Annotated in this window: 15 protein-coding genes; 5 read left to right on the top strand and 10 right to left on the bottom strand. The window is 72.7% G+C overall.

The window, feature by feature from the left end; genetic code table 11:
• Positions 1-140: 140 nt before the first annotated feature.
• Positions 141-2,012 carry an ABC transporter ATP-binding protein gene (locus ACFY0K_RS00900; RefSeq protein WP_390637970.1) on the bottom strand — a complete coding sequence of 624 codons (1,872 nt, stop codon included), beginning with the start codon at positions 2,010-2,012 and terminating at the stop codon, positions 141-143.
• A gap of 219 nt (positions 2,013-2,231) precedes the next feature.
• Between ACFY0K_RS00900 and ACFY0K_RS00895 the strand changes: the two genes are divergently transcribed.
• Both ACFY0K_RS00895 and ACFY0K_RS00890 read left to right on the top strand, forming a co-directional pair.
• Positions 2,232-3,215 carry a YbhN family protein gene (locus tag ACFY0K_RS00895; protein WP_390637969.1) on the top strand — a complete coding sequence of 328 codons (984 nt, stop codon included), beginning with the start codon at positions 2,232-2,234 and terminating at the stop codon, positions 3,213-3,215.
• 22 nt (positions 3,216-3,237) lie between these two features.
• Positions 3,238-4,002 (top strand): crotonase/enoyl-CoA hydratase family protein, encoded by a 765-nt coding sequence (locus tag ACFY0K_RS00890; RefSeq protein ID WP_390637968.1) that lies wholly within the window; start codon positions 3,238-3,240, stop codon positions 4,000-4,002.
• On the opposite strand, the gene ACFY0K_RS00885 is transcribed toward ACFY0K_RS00890, so the two are convergent.
• The 7 genes from ACFY0K_RS00885 to ACFY0K_RS00855 all read right to left on the bottom strand — a co-directional run bounded on the left by ACFY0K_RS00885 (position 3,989) and on the right by ACFY0K_RS00855 (position 13,352).
• Entirely contained in the window at positions 3,989-5,026 is a 1,038-nt protein-coding gene (locus tag ACFY0K_RS00885) for an FAD-dependent oxidoreductase (protein ID WP_390637967.1), read from the bottom strand. The two genes, ACFY0K_RS00890 and ACFY0K_RS00885, sit on opposite strands and share 14 nt — an antisense overlap.
• Positions 5,023-6,405 (bottom strand): FAD-dependent oxidoreductase, encoded by a 1,383-nt coding sequence (locus ACFY0K_RS00880; RefSeq protein WP_390637966.1) that lies wholly within the window; start codon positions 6,403-6,405, stop codon positions 5,023-5,025. The genes ACFY0K_RS00885 and ACFY0K_RS00880 overlap by 4 nt, the downstream gene beginning before the upstream one ends.
• Positions 6,402-7,853, bottom strand: a complete 1,452-nt coding sequence (locus tag ACFY0K_RS00875) for an FGGY family carbohydrate kinase (RefSeq protein WP_390637965.1) — start codon at positions 7,851-7,853, stop codon at positions 6,402-6,404. The genes ACFY0K_RS00880 and ACFY0K_RS00875 overlap by 4 nt, the downstream gene beginning before the upstream one ends.
• Before the next feature lie 87 nt (positions 7,854-7,940).
• On the bottom strand, positions 7,941-9,215 hold the full coding sequence (locus tag ACFY0K_RS00870; protein ID WP_390637964.1) for a cation:proton antiporter: 1,275 nt from the start codon (positions 9,213-9,215) through the stop codon (positions 7,941-7,943).
• A gap of 14 nt (positions 9,216-9,229) precedes the next feature.
• Positions 9,230-10,621 (bottom strand): cytochrome P450, encoded by a 1,392-nt coding sequence (locus tag ACFY0K_RS00865; RefSeq protein WP_390637963.1) that lies wholly within the window; start codon positions 10,619-10,621, stop codon positions 9,230-9,232.
• Positions 10,618-11,763 (bottom strand): alpha-hydroxy acid oxidase, encoded by a 1,146-nt coding sequence (locus ACFY0K_RS00860; protein ID WP_390637962.1) that lies wholly within the window; start codon positions 11,761-11,763, stop codon positions 10,618-10,620. The genes ACFY0K_RS00865 and ACFY0K_RS00860 overlap by 4 nt, the downstream gene beginning before the upstream one ends.
• Positions 11,763-13,352, bottom strand: a complete 1,590-nt coding sequence (locus ACFY0K_RS00855; protein ID WP_390637961.1) for an NAD(P)-binding domain-containing protein — start codon at positions 13,350-13,352, stop codon at positions 11,763-11,765. The genes ACFY0K_RS00860 and ACFY0K_RS00855 overlap by 1 nt, the downstream gene beginning before the upstream one ends.
• 217 nt (positions 13,353-13,569) lie before the next feature.
• Here ACFY0K_RS00855 and ACFY0K_RS00850 point away from each other — a divergent pair, with 217 nt between their 5' ends.
• Complete coding sequence (locus ACFY0K_RS00850; protein ID WP_390637960.1) at positions 13,570-14,649, top strand: mechanosensitive ion channel family protein; 1,080 nt, start codon at positions 13,570-13,572, stop codon at positions 14,647-14,649.
• A 17-nt stretch (positions 14,650-14,666) separates the two neighbouring features.
• On the opposite strand, the gene ACFY0K_RS00845 is transcribed toward ACFY0K_RS00850, so the two are convergent.
• A complete protein-coding gene (locus tag ACFY0K_RS00845) occupies positions 14,667-16,250 on the bottom strand; it encodes a M1 family metallopeptidase (protein ID WP_390637959.1) in 1,584 nt (527 codons plus the stop codon).
• Between the two features lie 214 nt (positions 16,251-16,464).
• Here ACFY0K_RS00845 and ACFY0K_RS00840 point away from each other — a divergent pair, with 214 nt between their 5' ends.
• Positions 16,465-18,681: an NADP-dependent isocitrate dehydrogenase gene (locus ACFY0K_RS00840; protein WP_390637958.1), complete on the top strand. Its 2,217-nt coding sequence runs from the start codon at positions 16,465-16,467 to the stop codon at positions 18,679-18,681.
• A gap of 118 nt (positions 18,682-18,799) precedes the next feature.
• Here the strand turns inward: ACFY0K_RS00840 and ACFY0K_RS00835 are convergent, their stop codons facing one another.
• Positions 18,800-19,438 carry a TetR/AcrR family transcriptional regulator gene (locus ACFY0K_RS00835; RefSeq protein ID WP_390637957.1) on the bottom strand — a complete coding sequence of 213 codons (639 nt, stop codon included), beginning with the start codon at positions 19,436-19,438 and terminating at the stop codon, positions 18,800-18,802.
• A gap of 173 nt (positions 19,439-19,611) precedes the next feature.
• On the opposite strand from ACFY0K_RS00835, the gene ACFY0K_RS00830 reads away from it, so the two are divergent.
• Entirely contained in the window at positions 19,612-20,262 is a 651-nt protein-coding gene (locus ACFY0K_RS00830) for a nuclear transport factor 2 family protein (protein WP_390637956.1), read from the top strand.
• The last annotated feature ends 111 nt before the right edge of the window (positions 20,263-20,373 follow it).

The following is a 20,373-nucleotide window of genomic DNA, read 5'->3' as shown; positions in this document are numbered from 1 at the left end:
CTTGGGGTCACTGGGCGTTGGGCGCATCCGTGAGGCTTTGTTTAAGGCGTGAAGCTAAAGGTCCGGACCACCGCCGTCAAGTGGGGGAGCGCTCCCCCGCACCACTCACAGGAAAATGTGACGGCGAGGTGAACGCTCCGTCAGGGCGCGGTCACCTCCGCGAACTGCGTGCGGTGCAGTTCGGCGTACCGGCCGTCCGCCAGCAGCAGTTCCTCATGGGTCCCGCGCTCCACGATTTCTCCCGCTTCGACCACCAGGATCTGGTCGGCGGCCCGGATCGTCGACAGCCGGTGCGCGATGACGACCGCGGTACGCCCCTCCAGCGCCTCGGCCAGGGCCTCCTGGACGGCCGCCTCCGAGGTGTTGTCGAGGTGGGCGGTGGCCTCGTCGAGGATGACCACGCGCTGACGGGCCAGCAGCAGCCGGGCGATGGTCATCCGCTGCCGTTCGCCGCCGGAGAGCCGGTAGCCGCGCTCGCCGACCACCGTGTCCAGGCCGTCGGGCAGCGACCGGACCACCTCGCCGAGCCGGGCGCGGTCCAGGGCGTCCCACAACTCCTCGTCCGCGGCACCGGGTCGTGCGAGCAGCAGGTTGGCGCGGACGGAGTCGTGGAAGAGGTGGCCGTCCTGGGTGACCATGCCGAGGGTGGCGCGCAGCGAGCCGGCGGTCAGGTCGCGGACGTCCGCACCGCCGATGCGGACGGTGCCCTCGTCGACGTCGTACAGGCGCGGCAGCAGCTGGGCGATGGTGGACTTGCCGGCGCCCGAGGAGCCGACGAGGGCGATCGTCTGGCCGGGTTCGGCGCGGAAGGAGATGCCGTGCAGGACCTCGCTGCCGCCGCGCGAGTCGAGGACCGCGACCTCTTCGAGGGAGGCGAGGGACACCTGGTCGGCGGCCGGGTAGGCGAAGCGGACGTCCTCGAACTCGACGGCGACCGGGCCCTCGGGGACCTCGCGGGCGTCCGGTTTCTCCTCGATCAGGGGCTTCAGGTCGAGCACTTCGAAGACCCGCTCGAAACTGACCAGCGCGCTCATCACCTCGACGCGGGCCCCGGCGAGGGAGGTCAGCGGGGCGTAGAGGCGGGTCAGCAGCAGGGCGAGGGAGACCACCGCGCCCGGCTCCAGGGTGCCGCGCAGGGCGAACCAGCCGCCGAGGCCGTAGACCAGGGCGAGGGCTAGGGAGGAGACCAGGGTCAGGGCGGTCATGAACACCGACTGGGCGGTGGCGGTGCGCACGCCGATGTCGCGGACCCGGGCGGCGCGCGCGGCGAACTCCGCCGACTCCTCCTCGGGGCGGCCGAAGAGCTTGATCAGGGTGGCGCCGGGCGCGGAGAACCGCTCGTTCATCCGGGTGCCCATGGCCGCGTTGAGCGCGGCGGCCTCCCGCTGCATCCGCGCCATCCGGCCGCCCATCCGGCGCGCGGGCACCACGAACAGCGGCAGCAGCACCAGCGCGAGCAGGGTGATCTGCCAGGACAGGGTGAGCATCACCACGAGCGTGAGCAGCAGCGTGACCAGGTTGCTGACGACGCCGGAGAGGGTGTTGGCGAAGGCCCGCTGGGCGCCGATCACGTCGTTGTTGAGACGACTGACCAGCGCTCCCGTACGGGTACGCGTGAAGAACGCGACGGGCATGCGCTGCACATGATCGAACACAGCCGTGCGCAGGTCGAGGATGAGGCCCTCCCCGAGCGCCGCCGAAAGCCGCCGCCCGAGCACCCCGAGCGCCGCCTCCGCGACCGCGACCAGCGCGATCAGCAGCGACAGGCGTACGACCGTGCCGGTGTCGTGGCCCGACACGATCGCGTCGACGACATGCCCGGCGAGCACCGGGGTGGCGACGGCGAGCAGGGCGGTGACCACCCCGAGGAGGACGAAGCGGACTATCCCGGCCCGGTGCGGGCGGGCGAAGGCGGCGATACGGCGCAGCGTCGCCCGGTCGAACGGACGCCGCTCCTGCTGGGCGGTCATGACGCTGTGCAGCTGCGTCCAGGCGGTGGTCTCCATACTCATGGGGGAGAACGTAGGACCTCAAGCATCGTTGAGGTCAATGTCCGCGCACCGTCCCCCCGTACGAAGGACCCGATGAGCCCTGCGCAGCCCCCGCTCAGCTCCGCGAAGCCGCAGGCGGGCTTCCCGGTGGACCTCCCCCCTCACCCGCTTCCCGGTCGTCATCCGGTGTCTCCTCTTCCGCCACCCGCAGTTGGGGCGGCGCGGAAAACCTCTCCCGGTGTGACAGCGGAAAGAATCCCCGGCTTCCGTGAGAGCCGTCTCCCCCGGCTCGCCCGTCGTGTTCCCTGGCGGCACGTCCTCACGCTCGTTCCGCTCGTGCTGGTCGCGGTCATCGCGGTGCAGCACTGGCCGGTCCTCGTCGACGGCTTCGGCCACCTGCGCGACGCCTCCTGGCCCTGGCTGCTCGCGGCCGGCGGTGCCACCTGCCTGACCTGGGTGGCCGCCGCCTTCACCCGGCAGGGCGCGGTGATCCAGCCGCTGCCCCGCTGGCGGCTGCTGGCCACCCAGCTCGCGGCGGGCTCGGCCAACCACCTGCTGCCCACGGGTCTCGGCTCGGGCGCGGTCAACCTGCGCTTCATGACCGTGTGCGGGGTGCCGCTCGCCACCTCCTCCGCCGCGCTCGCCCTCTATCTGCTCGCCGAGTCGATCGCCCGCGTGGGCCTGATGGCCGTGTTCTTCGTCGCCTTCCCCGACGCCCTGCGGCTCGACGGCCTGCTCCCCGCCGGGGACGTCGGACCGGTCCTGGCCGTTGCCGGCGCCCTGGTCGCCGTGGCGCTGACCGGGCTGCTCCTCGTCCGCCGGGTGCGCGAGCCGGTGTTCCGCTTCGTGCGCAACGCCCTGGGCGAGGCCCGCTCGGTGCACACGCGGCCGTCCCGGGCGCTGGCGCTGTGGGGTGGCTCGCTGGCCTTCCCCGCGCTCCAGGCGGCCGGCCTGGTGGCGGTGGGGCGGGCCCTGGGCCTCGACGTGCCGCCCGCGCACATGGCGCTGGCGTACCTGGCGGCCACGGTCGCCGTCGCCCTGATCCCCACGCCGGGCGGCCTGGGTTCGGTGGAGGCGGCGCTGATCGTGGCGCTGGTGGCGGCCGGCGGACCGGTGGCGGTGGCCACGGCCGTCGTCCTCGCGTACCGGATCATCACCGTGTGGGTGCCGTTGCTGCCGGGAGCGCTGACACTGGGAGCGCTGGTGCGACTGAAGGTCATCTGAGAGCTCGCCGCGGAGGAAACGCATGCCGGTCCGTCTGGAACGCAAGGGTCCCGTCACCACGGTCGTCCTCTCCCGGCCCGGGGTGCGCAACGCGGTCGACGGACCGACGGCGGCCGAACTGGCCGACGCCTTCCGCGAGTTCGAGGCGGACGACGAGGCGCTGGTAGCGGTGCTGTGGGGCGAGGGCGGCACGTTCTGCGCGGGGGCCGACCTCAAGGCGATGGGCGCCGGGCACGGCAACCGGGTCGCGCCGGACGGCGACGGCCCGATGGGCCCGACCCGGCTGCGCCTCTCCAAGCCCGTGATCGCGGCGATCGCCGGGCACGCCGTGGCCGGGGGCCTGGAGCTGGCCCTGTGGTGCGATCTGCGGGTCGCCGAGGAGGACGCGGTGTTCGGCGTCTTCTGCCGCCGCTGGGGCGTGCCGCTGATCGACGGCGGCACGGTACGGCTGCCCCGGCTGATCGGCACCAGCCGGGCGATGGACCTGATCCTCACCGGCCGCCCGGTCCCGGCCCCCGAGGCCTACGAGATGGGCCTGGCCAACCGGCTCGTCCCCACCGGCCGCTCCCGGGCGGCGGCCGAGGAACTGGCCGCCTCGATCGCGGCCTTCCCGCAGGCGTGCCTGCGCAGCGACCGCGCGTCGCTGCTGGACCAGGAGGGGCTGGCCGAGCCGGCTGCGATGGAGGCCGAAATCCGGTACGGCATGGGCGTGCTGGCGGAGGGCCTGGAGGGGGCGGCGCGGTTCGCGGCGGGGGCGGGCCGGCACGGCTCCTTCACGGGCGACTGACCAGCCACTCCAGCACCGCCCCGGCCGCCTCGACGCCCGCCCGGGCCGCCGCCCGGACGTCCAGTCCCGGCCGCCGCAGACCGCCGGCGGCGAAGACCCCCGGCCGGCCGGTGTACGGGGCGGGCCCGCCGCTCAGGGCGATCCGGCCCCGGCGGGCCAGTTCGTCCTCGGCGGTGAAGTCCCCGGTGAAGACGACGGTGTCGCAGGCGAGGACGCCGGTACGCCCGTCGCGGTGCCGGATCCGCACGCCGGACAGCCGCCCGTGCCCGAGGATCTCGGTGACCGCCGTGCCGGTGAGCAGCGGCACGCGGGAGCGGAGCCGGGCGTCCAGGGCCCGGACGGATCCTGCGCGCGGCCGCTCGGTGACCATCGCGACGACCTCGGCGCCCGCCGCCCGCACGGTCCCGGCCGCCGCGTACGACGCGTCCTCGGCCCCGACCACCACGGCCCGCTCGCCGATCGTCTGCCGGTAGCGGTGCACGGCCTGCAGCAGCTCGCCTCCGGTGTACACCCCCGCGGGCCGGGTGCCCGGGATCAGCCGTGCCGCACGCGGGCGTTCGTAGGCGCCGGTGGCGAGGACCACCGCCTGTGCGGTGACCGTCTCGGGGCCGCGTTCGCCGGCGGTGGCGAGGCCTATGGGCTCCGCGCTACGCCGGGTGCCGGGTGCGGCGCCGTCGTGGCTTGTCGCGCCCACGCGGCGGCAGCCGCACATTTCATACAGCCCCGCGCCCCTTCGGGGCGCTGTGTAACAGGCCCAGTCCAGCACGGTCACCCCCGTACGGACCACCGCTCCGGCGCGCGCGGCCGCCTCCACGAGCAGGCCTGCGTACGCCGGGCCGGTCAGCGGCCGCGTCCAGGTGCCGAATCCGCCGTGGGCGCAGTGGCGGGGCACTCCCCCGGCCTCCGGTTCCCGCTCCAGCACCTCGACCCGGCCGGCTCCGGCGAGGGCGAGCCGGGCGGCGGCCGCGAGACCGGCGGGGCCGGCACCGACGACCAGGACGTCGACGTGGCGTTCGGCCGTCACGGCCGGCCCGCCCGCTCGAACAGCTCCCGTACCGTCGCCCCGCAGTGGAAGCCCTGGCAGCGGCCCGCCCCGGCCCGGGTACGGCGGCGCAGGCCCGCCAGGCTGCGTGGCGGGACGGTCCCGGCGAGGGCGTCCCGGATCTCGCCGAGGGTGACGTGCTCGCAGTGGCAGACGAGGACGTGACCGCCCTCCTGCCAGGGGCGGGGGAAGGCCGCGCCGAGGTTCGGCATGCGCACCGGTTCCAGGTCGACGGGGTCCGCCAGGCCGAGGCCCGAGGCCCTGAGCAGTCCGGTGACATGGGAGGCGATGGCGAGCGAGGCGGTGAGGCCCGTGGAGCGGATCCCGCCGACCGTGACGTAGGCCTGGTCGGGGTGGGCGGCGATGCGGTAGTCGTCGTGCTCGGTGGCGGCGCGCAGACCGGCGTAGACGGCGGTGACCTCCTCGTCCAGGAGCGCGGGCAGGATGCGGCGGCCCTTGTCGCGCAGCGCGGCGAGGCCCTGCGCGGTCGACTCGGTGGCGGCCTTGTCGTCCAGGTCCTCGGCGGTGGGGCCGAGCAGGACGTTGCCGTAGACCGTGGGGGCCACCAGGACGCCCTTGCCGAGGGCGGTGGGGACCGGCAGCAGGATGTGCCGGACGAGGTCGCGGGCGAGCCTGTCGTAGACGATGAGCTGGCCCCGGCGCGGGGTGACGGTGAAGGTGCGCCGGCCGAGCAGGCGGTCGAGGGTGTCCGCGTGCAGGCCGGCCGCGTTGACCAGGTGGCGGGTGTGCAGGGGACCGCGCGAGGTGGTGAGGGTGTGCACGCCGTGGTGCCGGTCCGCGCCCGTCACGCGGGTGTTGAGGTGGAGGTCGACGCCGCCGCGGACCGCCTGGGTGGCGTAGGCCAGGGTGGTGCTCCACGGGCAGACGATGCTCTCACCGGGCACGTGCAGTGCGCCGAGGGCGCCGGGGCCGAGGTGGGGTTCGCGGGCGTACAGCTCGGCGGCGTCCAACAGAGCGGTGTCGTGGCGGTCGTTGCGTACGGCCTTGCGCGCGAGGTCCGGCAGGGCGGCCAGTTGCTCCTGGTCCCAGGCGACCAACAGCGCGCCGACCGGCTCGACCGGGATGCCGGACTCGGCGGCGTACGCGGCGAGGAGGCGGCCGCCCTCGCGGACCAGGCGGGACTCCAGGGTGCCGGGGTGCGCGTCGAAGCCGGTGTGCAGGATGGCCGTGTTGGCCTTCGAGGTGCCCTGCCCGACGTCGTCCTGGGCCTCGGCCAGGGCGACCTTGAGATGCGGGTGGCGGGCGAGTTCGCGGGCGATCGCGCAGCCGACGACCCCGGCGCCGACGACCGTCACGTCGTACGGGACGGCCGGCAGGGGTCCGGCCGCGGTGACCGTCACCGGTGCGCTCCCGGGCCGGCTCCGGTCACCGGCCCGTCCAGCAGGGCGGCGACGGCGGCGCGGAAGACCCCGAGGCGCTCGGCGGCCTCGGCGGCACCGATGCGCGGCTCGTAGACGGCGGAGGGTCTGCCGTCGGGCAGGAAGTCGACGGGGTCGCTGCCGAGGTGGGCCAGCGCGCCCACGCCGAGGGCGGTGGCGTCGGGCAGCGTGGACACCTCGACGGGGCGTTGCAGCAGGTCGGCCTGGGTCTGCATGAGCAGGGCCGAGCGGGTCAGGCCGCCGTCGACGCGCAGGGCGGTCAGCGGGGTGCCGAGGTCGCTCTCGGCGGCTTCGGCGAGCTCCGTCACCTGGGCGGCGAGGCCCTCGCACAGGGCCCGCACCAGCTGCCCGGGGCCGGTGTCGAGGCCGAGCCCGGTGAGGGAGCCGCGCAGTTCGCCGCGCCACCAGGGGGCGGCGAGCCCGGCCAGCGCGGGGACGAAGGTGACCCCGCCGGCATCGGGGACGGCGCCGCCCACCCGGTCCAGGTCGGCGGGGCCCGAGATCACGCCGAGATCGGTGAGCCAGCGCACCGCGGAGGCGGCGGTGTACACCTGGCCGTCCAGGCAGTAGGCGGCCTCTCCGGCGAGGCGCCAGGCGACGCAGCCGACCAGTCCGGAGCTGCTGTGCCGGGGCGTGTCGCCGGTGTGCGCGAGCAGGAAGGCCCCGGTGCCGTAGGTGCACTTGGCGCCGCCTGGGCCGGTGATCCGCTGGGCGAGGAGGGCGGCCTGCTGGTCCACGGCGAGGCCGGTGAGCGGGATCCTGTCCCCGAACTCCTTGGTCGTACCCACGAACTGGGCGTTGTCGACGATCTCGGGGAGGTGCTCGGCGGACAGCCCGTAGAGGTCGAGGGCGCGGGAGGACCACCGCACCCGGTCCAGGTCGAGGAGGTGGGTGCGGCTCGCGGTGGCGGCGTCGGTGACGTAGGCGCCGGTGAGCCGGTGGACAAGCCAGGCGTCCGTGGTGGTGACGACTCCCTCGGTGGTGAGGTGCCGGCGGATCCAGGCCATCTTGGGCGCGGCGAAGTAGGGGTCGAGCGGCAGGCCGGTGAGGGTGCGTAACTCCTCGGCGTGCTCGGCGAGTCCGGCACAGACCGGTTCGGCCCGGCGGTCCTGCCAGACGATGGCGTCGGTGAGCGGCCGCCCGGTGCCGGGGTCCCAGGCGAGGACGGTCTCGCCCTGGTTGGCGAGGCCCAGCGCGGTCACCGGTTCGCCGGCCTCGGCGAGCGCCCGGCGGCCGGCCACGAGCACCGACTCGTACAGCTCCACGGGGTCGGCCTCCACCCGGCCGCCGGGCAGGTGCCGGGTGCGTACGGCGACGAATCCGGTGCCGATGACGCCCCGTTCGGGACAGATCACCAGGGCCTTGGTGCCGGACGTGCCCTGGTCGACCGCGAGCACCGGACCTGTCATCGGACCTCCCAGACGATCACTGCGCGACAGCCTGCCGCCGGGCGGCAGGCTGCGTCAACCGAGCGCGGTGTCGTGGCCGGTCGCGTGCTAGGTGCGGACCACCTCCTGATCCTGCTCCGTCGCCGGACCGGTGCGTGCCCCGGCCGCGTCCCGCCGGTCGAGCAGGGAGAGGACGGGGGCGGTCATCACCGTGGTCACCAGGGCCACGAGCACCAGTGCGGAGAACAGGGCGTCGCTGACGATTCCGGCCGCGAGGCCGACGTTCAGGGCGATGAGCTGCATGAGCCCGCGGGCGTTCATGAGGGTGCCGACGCGGACCGCCACCGCAGGCGGCTCGCCCCTGAGCCGGGCCGCCGCCCAGCAGCCGCCGAACTTGCCGGCCACGGCCAGCACCACGGCCGCCGCGCCGAACGCCAGCACGGCGGGGTCGGCGAACACGTCGAAGCGGGTGTTGAGACCGGAGTAGGTGAAGAACATCGGGACGAAGACCACCTGGGTCACCGACCGGGTGGTCCGCACCAGGCGTTCGGCGGCCTCGCAGCGGGGCATGGCCATGCCGACGCAGAAGGCCCCGAACACCGCGTACAGGTCGACGACATCGGTGAACCACGCGGCGCCGAACAGCACCGCGACCGTGCCGAGGAGCCGGGTGTCGTCGCGCACTCCGGGCCGGTTCACGATCAGATCCAGCAGCGGGCGCCCCAGGAAGTACAGGACCGCCCCGAACAGCAGCGCACCGCCGACGGCGGTCAGCACCTGCCCCGGGTCACCGGAGGCGGCACTGAGGACCGCGGCCAGCAGGATCCAGGCGACGGCGTCGTCGGTGGCGCCCGAGGCGAGGGAAAGGGTGCCGAAGCGGGAGCCGGCCAGCCCGCGTTCGGTGATGATGCGGGCCAGCATCGGGAAGGCGGTGATGGCGAGGGCCACGCCGACGAAGCCCGCCGTGACCCAGACCGGGACGCCGTCGACGTAGATGTCCACGTGCCCGTGCGCCACGAGTGCCAGGCCCGCACCGAGGACCAGGGGAATCGTGATCCCGGCCGCGGAGACGGCTGCCGCCGTGCCGGCGAGCCCGCGGCCCGCGTGCGCCCGGAACTCGTACCCGGCGTGGAACATCAGGGCCACCAGGCCGATCTGCCCGGCGACGTACAGCACCGGTTTGAGCTCGGCGGGGAAGACCGCGTCGGCCGCGTCCGGGGCGACGAGTCCGAACAGGGACGGTCCGAGCAGGACACCGGCGATCATCTCGCCGACCACGGGCGGCTGGCCGAACCGGCCGGCGACGGCGACGACCAGCCGGCAGGCCACCAGGATCACGACGACGGCGGCGAAGAAGCGGGGAGCGAGCTCCACGGGTGTCATGGCGTCACTCCCCCTCACCGGCTGCCGACGACGGACGGGGACGGACCGCCGGGCGCGGCGGCGAAGTAGTTGCGGCACAGCCCCTGCCGGCGGGCGTCCCAGACCATGTAGGTGCCGAGGACCAGCTGGGTGAGGCTGCGCGGGACGTTCGCCCAGTGGTCGGCGAGCCGCATCGCCGCGAGCCGCAGCCGCGGCCGGCGGCGCGATCCGGTGTCCGCGCGCGGGATCAGGAGGCAGGGACCGCGGCTGGGCAGCGAGCGGGTGTGCTCGGCGGACGACTCCAGCCGGAACCTGCGCAGCACCTCCTCGGCCGCGACCCGCATGGTCAGCACGGCGAAACCGCGGGCCGGGCAGGGCCGGTTGGCGGCGACCCCGAACGGGATGGACGCCGTCGGCCGGGTGTCCCTGGACAGCCAGCGGTCGGGGTCGAAGCGCTCGGCCCCGGCCGTGCCCGAGCGCTGGTACTCGGGGTAGTTGAAGAGCAGGACCGAGCCCGGGGGGAGGGCGGGGCGGCCGTCGCGCGGGATCTCGCCCGTGGTGATCCGGTGCGCCACGCCGAACAACGGGAAGTGCTGGAGGGTCTCGTCGATGACGCGGTCGAGGTAGTCGGGCCCGGCGGACGCCAGGTGTTCCTGGACCTCCGGGTGGGTGGCGAGGGCGAGCAGCAGGTGGGCCGTCGCCTCCGACATCTGCACCACGGCCGTGTTGAAGAAGGTGCCCTGGAGGTAGTACGCCCGCTCCCGCTCGGTGAGCAGCGCGGGCAGCGGCACCGACGGCGGGTCGTGGGCGAGCCGCTCACGGAGGTACGCGGTGAGCCGGGCCCGGCGGTCCAGGTGCCGCAGCCGGGTGCACTTCAGGGCGCTGACCACGTCGTCGGCGTTGCCGGTGATCAGGTCCCGGACCTCACGCGGGCAGGGACTGCGGAAGACGACCTCGTAGTAGACCGAGGCCCACACCGGCATCATGAGATCGCGCAGCCGGACCTTGAACAGCCTTTCGTCGCCGCCGAGTTCGTCCAGCACCTGCCGGGTGCAGCGGCCGACCAGCCCGGTCCACTCGGCGCGGGACGGGCCGGCGAGGATCTGCCGGGTGGTGCGGGCCACGCCGTCGTAGCGGGGGCCGGGCTCCAGGTGTTCCTGGTGGACCTCGGGGCCGGGCGAGAGCCAGTACCAGAACAGGTCGGACAGGGCGGCGCCCCGGCTGCGGCCGTTGGCCGCCGGATGGCCGTACACCCGCTTGAACTCCTCGGCGGGCACCTCGCGGCCGGGGACGGGGATGCCCTCCTCGCCGTTGATCCGGGCGAAGATGCGCACGCGGAGGGCGACCACCGTGCGCGGCAGCCAGTACGGCAGGCTCGCCGCGAGGGCGAGGGCGGCCCCGACGGCGGCCCAGCCGGCGGCGCTCATGAGGCGCCTCCGCCGAGGACCGCTTCCCCGAAGACCGCTCCCCCGACGCCCGCTCCGCCGAAGTGCCGTCCCGACCAGGCCGGCCGGACCAGATCCGGGGTGAGTTCGTCGAGGGCCGCCGCTCCGCACAGGGCGAGGGCGTCCTCGATCTCCTCGCGCAGCAGCTCCAGCAGCCGCCGTACGCCCTTCTCGCCGTCGGCGGCCAGTGCCCACATCACGGGGCGGCCGATGCCCACCGCGCGTGCGCCCAGCGCCAGCGCCTTGACCGCGTCGGTGCCGCGTCTGATCCCGCCGTCCAGGAGGACGGGGATCCGTCCGGCGACGGCCGCGACGATCTCGGGCAGGACCTCCAACGTGGCCGGGACGGTGTCGAGCTGGCGGCCGCCGTGGTTGGACACCAGCAGGCCCGCCACGCCGTGGCGGACGGCGAGCCGGGCGTCCTCGGGGTGCAGGACGCCCTTGAGGAGGATCGGCAGGCCGGTGATCTCGCGGAGCCGGGTGATGTGGTCCCAGGAGAACTCCGGGGACATCTCGATCTGGCGGACGTGCCCGCGTTCGCCGTCGCGGAGGCCGACGAGGTTCTCGCAGCGCAGGCCGGCCGGCAGGTCGTGGAAGCCGTTGCGCCGGTTGCGTTCGCTCGCGCCGAGCACCGGGGAGTCGACGGTGACGACCAGGGCGGTGCAGCCGGCGTCGACGGCCCGGCGGACCAGGGCCTCGGTGATGCCGGGGTCGGGCTGGAGGTAGAGCTGGAACCAGAGCGGTACGGTCTCGCCGGGCGCGGCGGCGCGGACCGCGGCCGCGACCTCGCCGACGGCGACGGTCGAGGCCATGCTGGCGATCATGACGGCCCCGGCGGCGGCCGCGGCCCGTGCGGTGGCCAACTCGCCCTCGGGGTCGACGAGCCGGTGGAAGGCGGTGGGCGAGAGCAGCACCGGTGTCCGGGCCCGCCCGCCGAAGAGCGTGACGTCCAGGTCCGGCACCGCGCGGCCGCGCAGCACGCGGGGCAGCAGCCGCAGCCGGGTGTACGCCTCCTCGTTGGCCCGTACGGTGATCTCGTCGCGGGCACCGCCGGCGACGAAGTCGGCGTGGACGGGGTCGAGCCGGTCACGGGCGGCTGTCTCGAAGTCCCTCGCGCTGAACATCACGGCTGCCTCACCGCCGCGCCGGTCCGCGGTCCGGACGCCTGTTCCCGGCCGAAGAAGCCGGCGAGCGGGGCGTGGTGGACAGCGGGGTCGTCCCAGTGGTTCTCCAGGTTCTCGGCCAGGTGGTGGGTGCCGAGCAGGGCGCCGGCGCGGAAGTGGCGGACCACGGGGTGGAGGTACGACGCGTCGAAGGCGTCGTCGACCGAGTTCTGCGCGGTGCGGCGGACCGTGATGTCGAAGGGGTCGACCTTGTCGTGGTCGGGGCCGTACTCCAGCGTGACGGTGAAGTAGTCCCGATCACGCGTGAGTTCGCTCATGTGCGCGTAGTCGACGGGGACCTCTTCGTGGTAGCGGGCGGTGCCGTCGTCCGCGGTGACGATCAGGTCGCCGATCACGGCGAACTGCTGCCACAGCGCCGAACTGCGGTTGACGCGCGCCACCACGGCGTCCGCGAGGGTGGCCGGGTCGGTGGTCAGCGGGCGGTGCGGCCAGGGCCGGCCGTGGTGGCGTTCGCCGAGGATGCGGCTCAACGCGCGTACGGCGTAGCGGAATCCGTGGATGAAGCCGCCGGTGGACCTCTTGAAGTCGCGCTGCTGCATCAGGGTTCCGGCGAAGTAGAGGCCGGGCACGTTGACCGACTCGTAGGCGGGGGTCAGCTCGGCGAAGCGGTCCTTGATGACGAGCTCGGGCCGGCACTGCTCGTCGAACGGCGAGGCGTCGAAGCGGAAGCCCGTGCAGACGATCACCCGGTCGTAGACCAGTTCCTTCACGACCTCGTCGGCGCGGGAGAAGCTGAACCGCACGCGGTAACGGCCGCCGTCCTGCTCGATGGCTTCGACGTTTCCGTCCAGCAGGGCGTTGAGCGACTTGAGCTGGTAGGTGTCGAGGAAGTTGTTGTTGACCGCCCGCAGGTGGCCGACGAAGTGCGTGTTCCAGGCCAGTTTGACGGAGTGCGGTCCCGCCACGTGGATCACGGCGGCCGTCTCGACAAGGTTGTCAGCGGTCTCCAGCGCGGAGTTGCCCTTGCCGAGGATCAGGACCCGCTGGTCGGTGAAGTCGTCGGGGTCGACGGAGACGTCCGGGTACTGCTCGGCCGTCTCGATGCCGGGCACGTCGGGGATGTAGGGCCGGGACACCCCGGTGGCCATGACCAGCCGGCGGGCGCGGTGTTCGGCGCCGTGCTGGTCGGTGACGGTGAATCCGCTGTCGTCGCGGGTGATGCGGACCGCCCGGGTGTCGTAGGCGATGTCCAGTTTGAACGCCTCGGCGAAGTCGGCGAGATAGCGTACGAGGTCGTCGGCGGCCGGGAAGTAGCGCCTGGAGTAGTGCTTGAACGCCAGGCCGGGATCGTCGGACAGCAGTGAGTTCCAGTCCATCCGGAGGTTGAGCTCGGGGTCCTTGGTGCCGTTGTGGACCTTGTTGATGGAGATCAGTTTCCGGTGCCGGGGGAACGTGCGGAAGAAAGTGCCCGGTGTGCCGCCGCTCTCCAGGATGCGGTGGCGGTGCCCCGCGGCCTGGAGGAGCCGACCGAGCTGGAGTCCGGCGGGACCGGCGCCGACGACGAGATAGTCGAGCTGTTCCTGGTGCACTGTGCCTGCCTTCCGATGGGGGGTGGGGGCCGGAGCAGACGTGCGGGTGAGCCAGCGCAGAAGCCAAGTCCTCCCGAAGGCGCAGCGCTAGCCGCAGCCCGTACATCGACAGCAAGTTGACAGGCTCGGCATGGTCTCCGAGGGGGCGGGCGCCGGTCCGGGCCCTCGTGCGGATACGGCAGGATGAGCGGCTGCACAACCGAAAGGGAGGTAACCGGTGAACCGAGCGCTCACCGTCGATGACCTGGTCCTGGCCGGAATCGCCCTCGCGGCGGGCCTGTTGGCGGCCTTTCTGTCGCGCGGGCTGCTGCGCTGGCTGGCCAGGCACGCGAAGCGGACCCGCTGGAGCGGTGACGACGTCATCGTGGACGCGCTGCGCACGGTGGTCCCGTGGGCGGCGCTCGCGGGCGGGGCGGCGGCCGCCGCGGCGGCGCTGCCGCTGACCAGGACGGTCCAGCACCACACGAACCAGTGCCTCCAGGTGCTGCTCATCTTCGCGGTGACGGTGTCGGCGGCGCGGGTGGTCGCCGGGCTGGTGCAGTCGGTCACCCAGTCCCGCTCCGGGGTCGCCGGTTCGGCCACGATCTTCGTGAACATCACCCGGGTGCTGGTCCTTGCGATCGGCTTCCTGGTGATGCTCCAGACGCTGGGCATCTCCATAGCGCCCCTGCTCACCGCCCTGGGCGTGGGCGGTCTCGCGGTCGCGCTCGCTCTCCAGGACACACTCGCCAACCTCTTCGCGGGCATCCACATCCTCGCCTCCAAGACCGTCCAGCCGGGTGACTACATCCAGCTGAGCAGCGGCGAGGAGGGCTATGTCGTGGACATCAACTGGCGCCAGACGACCGTCCGTCAGCTCTCCAACAACCTGGTGGTCGTCCCCAACGGCCAGCTGGCCAAGACCAACATGACCAACTACACACGTCCCGAGCAGCAGTTGACCATCCTGGTGCAGGTGGGTGTGGCCTACGACAGCGACCTGGACCACGTCGAGCGGGTCACGCACGAGGTCATCGCCGAGACCATGACCGAGACCACCGGCGCGGTCCGGGACCACGAACCCGCCATCCGCTTCCACACGTTCGGCGACTCACGGATCGGCTTCACGGTGATCCTCGGCGTCGGCGAGTTCAGCGACCAGTTCCGCATCAAGCACGAGTTCATCAAGCGCCTGCACCGCCGCTACCGCGAGGAGGGCATCCGCATACCGGCACCGGCCCGCACGGTGGCGCTCCAGCAGGGGGCCGTGGTGATCCCGCACCAGCGCACCGCCGCGGAGGTACCCGTCGCCGACTAGCCCCCTGCCGGTCGTGCCTACAGCGTGGCCGAGTTGTCGTGGTGATGGCCGCCGCGCAGGCTGTGCGGGGTGGCCAGGGACGGGGTCACCGGGGTGACGGTCCAGTCGGGGTGGCCGGGCATGCGCGGGGTCGTGGTGCCGTAGAGCCAGTCGCGGAGGAAGCCCGACCGGTCCTGGCCGGTGACCTCGCCGGCCACCGCGATGTAGTCCTCGGTCGAGGCCGAGCGGCGCCGGAAGCGGTCCAGGAAGGTGCGCTCGACGGCGTGGAAGGCGTCCTCGCCGACCAGCTCGCGGAAGGCGTACAGGACCAGGACTCCGCCGAGGTAGCGCTGGCTGTCGAAGAGGTCGGCCTCGTTCGGGGCGGCCACCGGGCCGGAGTCGTGGCGCCACTGGTCGCCGCGGGCGTAGGTGTCCTTCATCCGGGCCTCCATGGTGGTGAGGCCCAGGGAGTCCGGCCAGCCGCGTTCGTAGCGGTAGAGCAGCCCGTAGAAGTCGGCGTGGCCCTCGTTCAGCCAGAGGTCGGCCCAGGTGGCGGGCGAGACCAGGTTGCCGAAGTAGGAGTGGACCAGCTCGTGCATCATGTGCGAGCCGATCTTCGCCTCCCCCTGGAGCAGGAAGTTCGGCTTGTAGAGGGTGAGGGTCTGGGTCTCCAGGCCCGTGAAGTCGAAGGCGTCCGGGTCGTCGGAGTTGCAGGGCAGCAGGCCGTACGTCTCGAACGGGAAGGCCGCGCCGAGCCGGTCCTCCAGCCAGGCGACCTGGCCCGGGGTGAGGCCGAGCGCCGGTTCCAGGGCGGCGGCGCGGGCCGTGGGGACGACGTCCCGCAGCGGCAGGCCGTGCGGGCCCGGCCGGTCCTTGACCACGTAGTCGCCGACGGTGATCTGCACGAGTTCGGTGGCGATCGGCGAGCGGGAGCGGTACGAGTACGCGGTCCGGTCGCCCGGCAGGTTCTCGACGCAGGTGAGCAGGCCGTTCGCGACGCCCCGCAGGCCGCTCGGGACGGTGATGCGGAAGGTGAAGCCGGCCTTGTCCGAGGGATGGTCGTTGCACGGGAAGACGGTGTGCGCGGAGTTCGGCTGCGGGCAGATCGCGAAGCCGTCCGGGGTGGGCACCCAGGCGGTGTGCGGGAGGGTGCGGCGCGGGTCGGCCGAGTAGGTCACGCACACGGTGGCGTCGGTCCGCTCGCACAGCGGCCGGGCGGGGATGATCCGCAGTTTCTCGTCCGCCTGCTCGAAGGCGGCGTCCCGGCCGTCGACCCGGACGGCGGACACGTCGAGGCCGAGGGCGTCCAGGGAGAGGCGGGACAGGTCCTGGGTGGTGCGGATGCGCAGGGTCGCGGTTGCGTCGACCAGGCGGGTCGTGGCGTCGTAGGCGAGGTCGAGGTCGTAGGCGTGGACGCGGTAGCCGTCGTTGCCGAGGGCCGGGTAGACGGGGTCGCCGAGGGTCTCGGAACCCGGCGCGGGCGTACTGCCCCCGGTCCTCGCGTCGCCGCTTTTCTCCCCCGCGGAGAAGGGACGCGCGAGGGCCGGGGCCCCCGTGGCCAGGACGGTCGCCGTGCCGAGCAGGGCGGCCGCCGGGGCCGTGACTCTGGTGCGATATCTCATGGTCCGCTTTCGCTCGGGCGGGCCGGGTGGTCGGTCCGGCTCACCGGGTCGGTGGTGACTCTTTTGTCATGACCACCCTTGTGACCGATCCGGTTGCCCGTCGTACGACAACCGGACAACCGGATCTTCCGAGTCGCGGACCCCTGTCGAGCACGGGTCGCTCACGAGATATCTTGATGTCGAGCAATGTTGCAGACGTGGAGCGGAGCACCCGGTGACTGACTCGACCATCATCTACACCTACACAGACGAGGCCCCGGCCCTCGCGACGCACTCGTTCCTGCCGGTGATCCAGGCGTACGCCTCGCAGGCCGGTGTCGCCGTGGACACCCGCGACATCTCGCTGGCCGGGCGCATCATCGCCGTCTTCCCGGAGTACCTGAACGAGGACCAGCGCATCCCGGACGCGCTCGCCGAGCTGGGCGAGCTGGCCAAGACGCCCGAGGCCAACATCGTCAAGCTGCCGAACATCTCGGCGTCGATCCCGCAGCTGAAGGCCGCCGTCGCCGAACTCCAGGGCAAGGGCTACGCGCTGCCGGACTACCCGGACGACCCGAAGACCGACGAGGAGCGCGACATCCGCGCCCGCTACGACAAGGTCAAGGGTTCCGCCGTGAACCCGGTCCTGCGCGAGGGCAACTCGGACCGTCGCGCCCCCGCCTCGGTGAAGAACTACGCCAAGACCCACCCGCACCGCATGGGCGCCTGGAGCTCCGAGTCCAGGACGAACGTGGCGACCATGGGCGAGAACGACTTCCGTTCCACCGAGAAGTCCGCGGTGATCTCCGAGGCCGGCAAGCTGAAGATCGAGCTGGTCGCCGAGGACGGCACCACCACGGTCCTCAAGGAGTCCGTACCGGTCCTCGCGGGCGAGGTCGTCGACGCCTCCGTGCTGCACGTCGCGCAGCTCAACGACTTCCTGGCCGCGCAGGTCGCCCGCGCCAAGGAAGAGGGCGTCCTCTTCTCGGTGCACCTCAAGGCAACGATGATGAAGGTCTCCGACCCGATCATCTTCGGTCACGTGGTGCGCACGTTCTTCCCGAAGACGTTCGCGAAGTACGGCCAGACCCTCAAGGCGGCCGGCCTCAGCGCGAACGACGGTCTCGGCGGCATCCTCAAGGGCCTGGAGAACCTGCCCGAGGGCGCCGAGATCAAGGCCTCCTTCGACGCCGAGATCGCCGAGGGCCCGGCCCTGGCGATGGTCGACTCCGACAAGGGCATCACCAACCTGCACGTGCCCTCCGACGTCATCATCGACGCCTCGATGCCGGCCATGATCCGCACCTCCGGCCACATGTGGGGCCCGGACGGCCAGGAGGCCGACACCCTCGCGGTGATCCCGGACTCCTCCTACGCCGGCGTCTACCAGGCCGTGATCGAGGACTGCCGGGCCAACGGCGCCTTCGACCCGTCCACCATGGGCTCGGTCCCGAACGTGGGCCTGATGGCGCAGAAGGCCGAGGAGTACGGCTCCCACGACAAGACCTTCGAGATCGCCACCGCGGGCACGGTCCGCCTGGTCGACGCGGCCGGCAACGTCGTGATCGAGCAGCCGGTCGCCGCCGGTGACATCTTCCGCGCCTGCCAGACCAAGGACGCGCCGATCAAGGACTGGGTGAAGCTGGCCGTCACCCGCGCCCGCGCCACCGGCGACCCGGCCGTCTTCTGGCTGGACGAGGGCCGCGCCCACGACGCGCAGCTGATCGCCAAGGTCCAACAGTACCTGCCGGAGCACGACACCGAGGGCCTGGACATCCGGATCCTCTCCCCCGTCGAGGCCACCAAGCTGTCGGTGGAGCGCATCCGCCGCGGCGAGAACACCATCTCCGTCACCGGCAACGTGCTCCGTGACTACCTGACCGACCTGTTCCCGATCCTGGAGCTGGGCACCAGCGCCAAGATGCTGTCGGTCGTCCCGCTGATGGCGGGCGGCGGCCTGTTCGAGACGGGCGCCGGCGGCAGCGCGCCGAAGCACGTCCAGCAGCTGGTCAAGGAGAACTACCTGCGCTGGGACTCCCTCGGCGAGTTCTTCGCCCTGGTGCCGTCCTTCGAGCAGTACGCCGACTTCACCGGCAACGCCCGCGCCAAGGTGCTCGCCGACACCCTCGACCGGGCCACGGCGACCTTCCTCAACGAGGACAAGTCCCCGACCCGTCGCGTCGGCGGCATCGACAACCGCGGCAGCCACTTCTACCTGTCCCTGTACTGGGCGCAGGAGCTGGCCAAGCAGACCGACGACGCCGAGCTCGCGAAGGCGTTCACGTCGCTCGCCGAGACGCTCGCCGCGAACGAGCAGCAGATCGTCGACGAGCTGCTCGCCGTCCAGGGTTCCCCGGCCGACATCGGCGGCTACTACCAGCCCGAGAAGGCCAAGGCGGACGCGGTCATGCGCCCGTCGGCCACCTGGAACGCGGCCCTCGCGGCCCTCTAGGCCCGCCCGGCCCTCCGGGCCGCCCCGTCACCGTCTCCGCCCCGGCAGGCACCCGGCCCGCCGGGGCGGAGCCGTGTCCGGCTCCGTACGCCCCTCGGTCCGGCCCGGCCTGGTCCGGTCAGCGGCCGGTGGGGCCGTCCCCGCGGAACGCCCCGGCCACGACGGGGACCAGCTGCCGCTCGATCTGCTCGGCGGGCAGCGCGGCCAGCTCGGTGCCGATGGGGGCCAGCGCGAGCCAGTTCAGCAGGCCGGCCGCGCAGCGCGTGCGGAAGATCAGTTCCTGCTCGGCGATCCCGGGGAGGTTCGCCGTCAGCACCCGGAGGGCCTCCCGGCGGCTGTGGTCGAACTTGCCGTGCAGCCGCTCCCAGCCCTCGGGCGGATCGATGCCGACCCGTGCCACGGTCCGCATCATCGCCAGCTCCGGTCCGCCGGCCGCCAGGGCGCGCATCATCGGCCGGGCGAAGGCCGCCGCCAGGTCCTGGAGCGAGGAAGCGGGGCCGAGCGGTCCCAGTTCCTGGATCTGCGCGTCCAGGTACTGTTCCAGCGCGTGCTCTATCGCGGAGTTGCACAGCGCCTTCAGCGACCCGAAGTGGTAGCTCACGGCGGCGACGTTGGCCCCGGCGCGCTCCGTGATCTCGCGGAGCGTCACGCCCTCCTGGCCTCGTTGCGCGAGCAGCTCCAGGGCGGCCGTCTGCAGGCCTTCCCGGGTGCGCTGGCCGGCTTCCCGGCGTAGGTCCGTCTTCTCCGCGCGTGTCATGAAATGTAATCAAGCATACGTTTGACTACATTGTCAACACCCCTTTCCCCCTTCAGCCGTCACACCGGCAATGAATTCAAACATTGGCTTGACAGCCCAACCGGCCGTCCATAATGTTAAGCGAGCATTTGAATTACTAACAGCGCACGGAAGCCTATCTGGAGGAACCGGACATGAAGCTGCTCAGCCGGAAGTCGATCACCGCCGCGACCACGGTGGCGGTCCTGGGTGGTCTTGCCATCGCCGCCGCGCCGTCACAGGCCACGAGCCCGGCGCACCCGAGCGCCCCCGCCCACAGCAGTACGGCGGTCCCGGACCTGACTCCCGAACAGCTGGCGAAACTGCCGCTCACCAACCGCCACCTGACCCGGCACGAGCGGCAGAACCTCGCCGTCGTCCTGCGCGACTACTACGTGGCCGAGGGCAGCCACATAGACGTCCCGACCTTCGTCGACAGCTTCACCAAGGACGGCGTCTTCAACGACATGGTCGCCGGACAGGCCTACCGGGGCGAGGCCCTCGGCGCCGTCCTGCCCTACATGAAGGGCCTCTTCTCCGACGTCCACCGCGACCTCAAGCGCATCACCGTGAACGGCGACACGATCAGCATCGAGCTCTCGATCGACGGCACCTTCGACGGCCGACTCCAGACGCCGGCGGGTGTCCTCAACGGCAACGGCCACAAGGTCGCCGCACCGACCGCCGACTTCTGGTACCTGAAGAACGGCAAGGTCACGATGTTCAACTGCTTCGTCGGGTACTCCAAGATGTACTCCGACATGGGCGTGGACTTCGACTGGGCCTCGGCCGTCAACAAGCACTGACCCGCTCCCCGGCGGGGGGGGGCCCGCCCCGCCCGGGCCCCCCCCCCCCGCCCCCCCCCCCCCCCGCCCCCCCCCCGGGGGGGGGGCCCCCGGGGCCCGCCCCCCCCCCCG

Source organism: Streptomyces sp. NPDC001507 (assembly GCF_042894765.1).
In the GTDB taxonomy this organism is placed as follows: Bacteria; Actinomycetota; Actinomycetes; order Streptomycetales; family Streptomycetaceae; genus Streptomyces.
The sequence above is the reverse complement of the archived record's forward strand: the minus strand, read 5'-3'. Positions and strand labels throughout refer to the sequence as shown.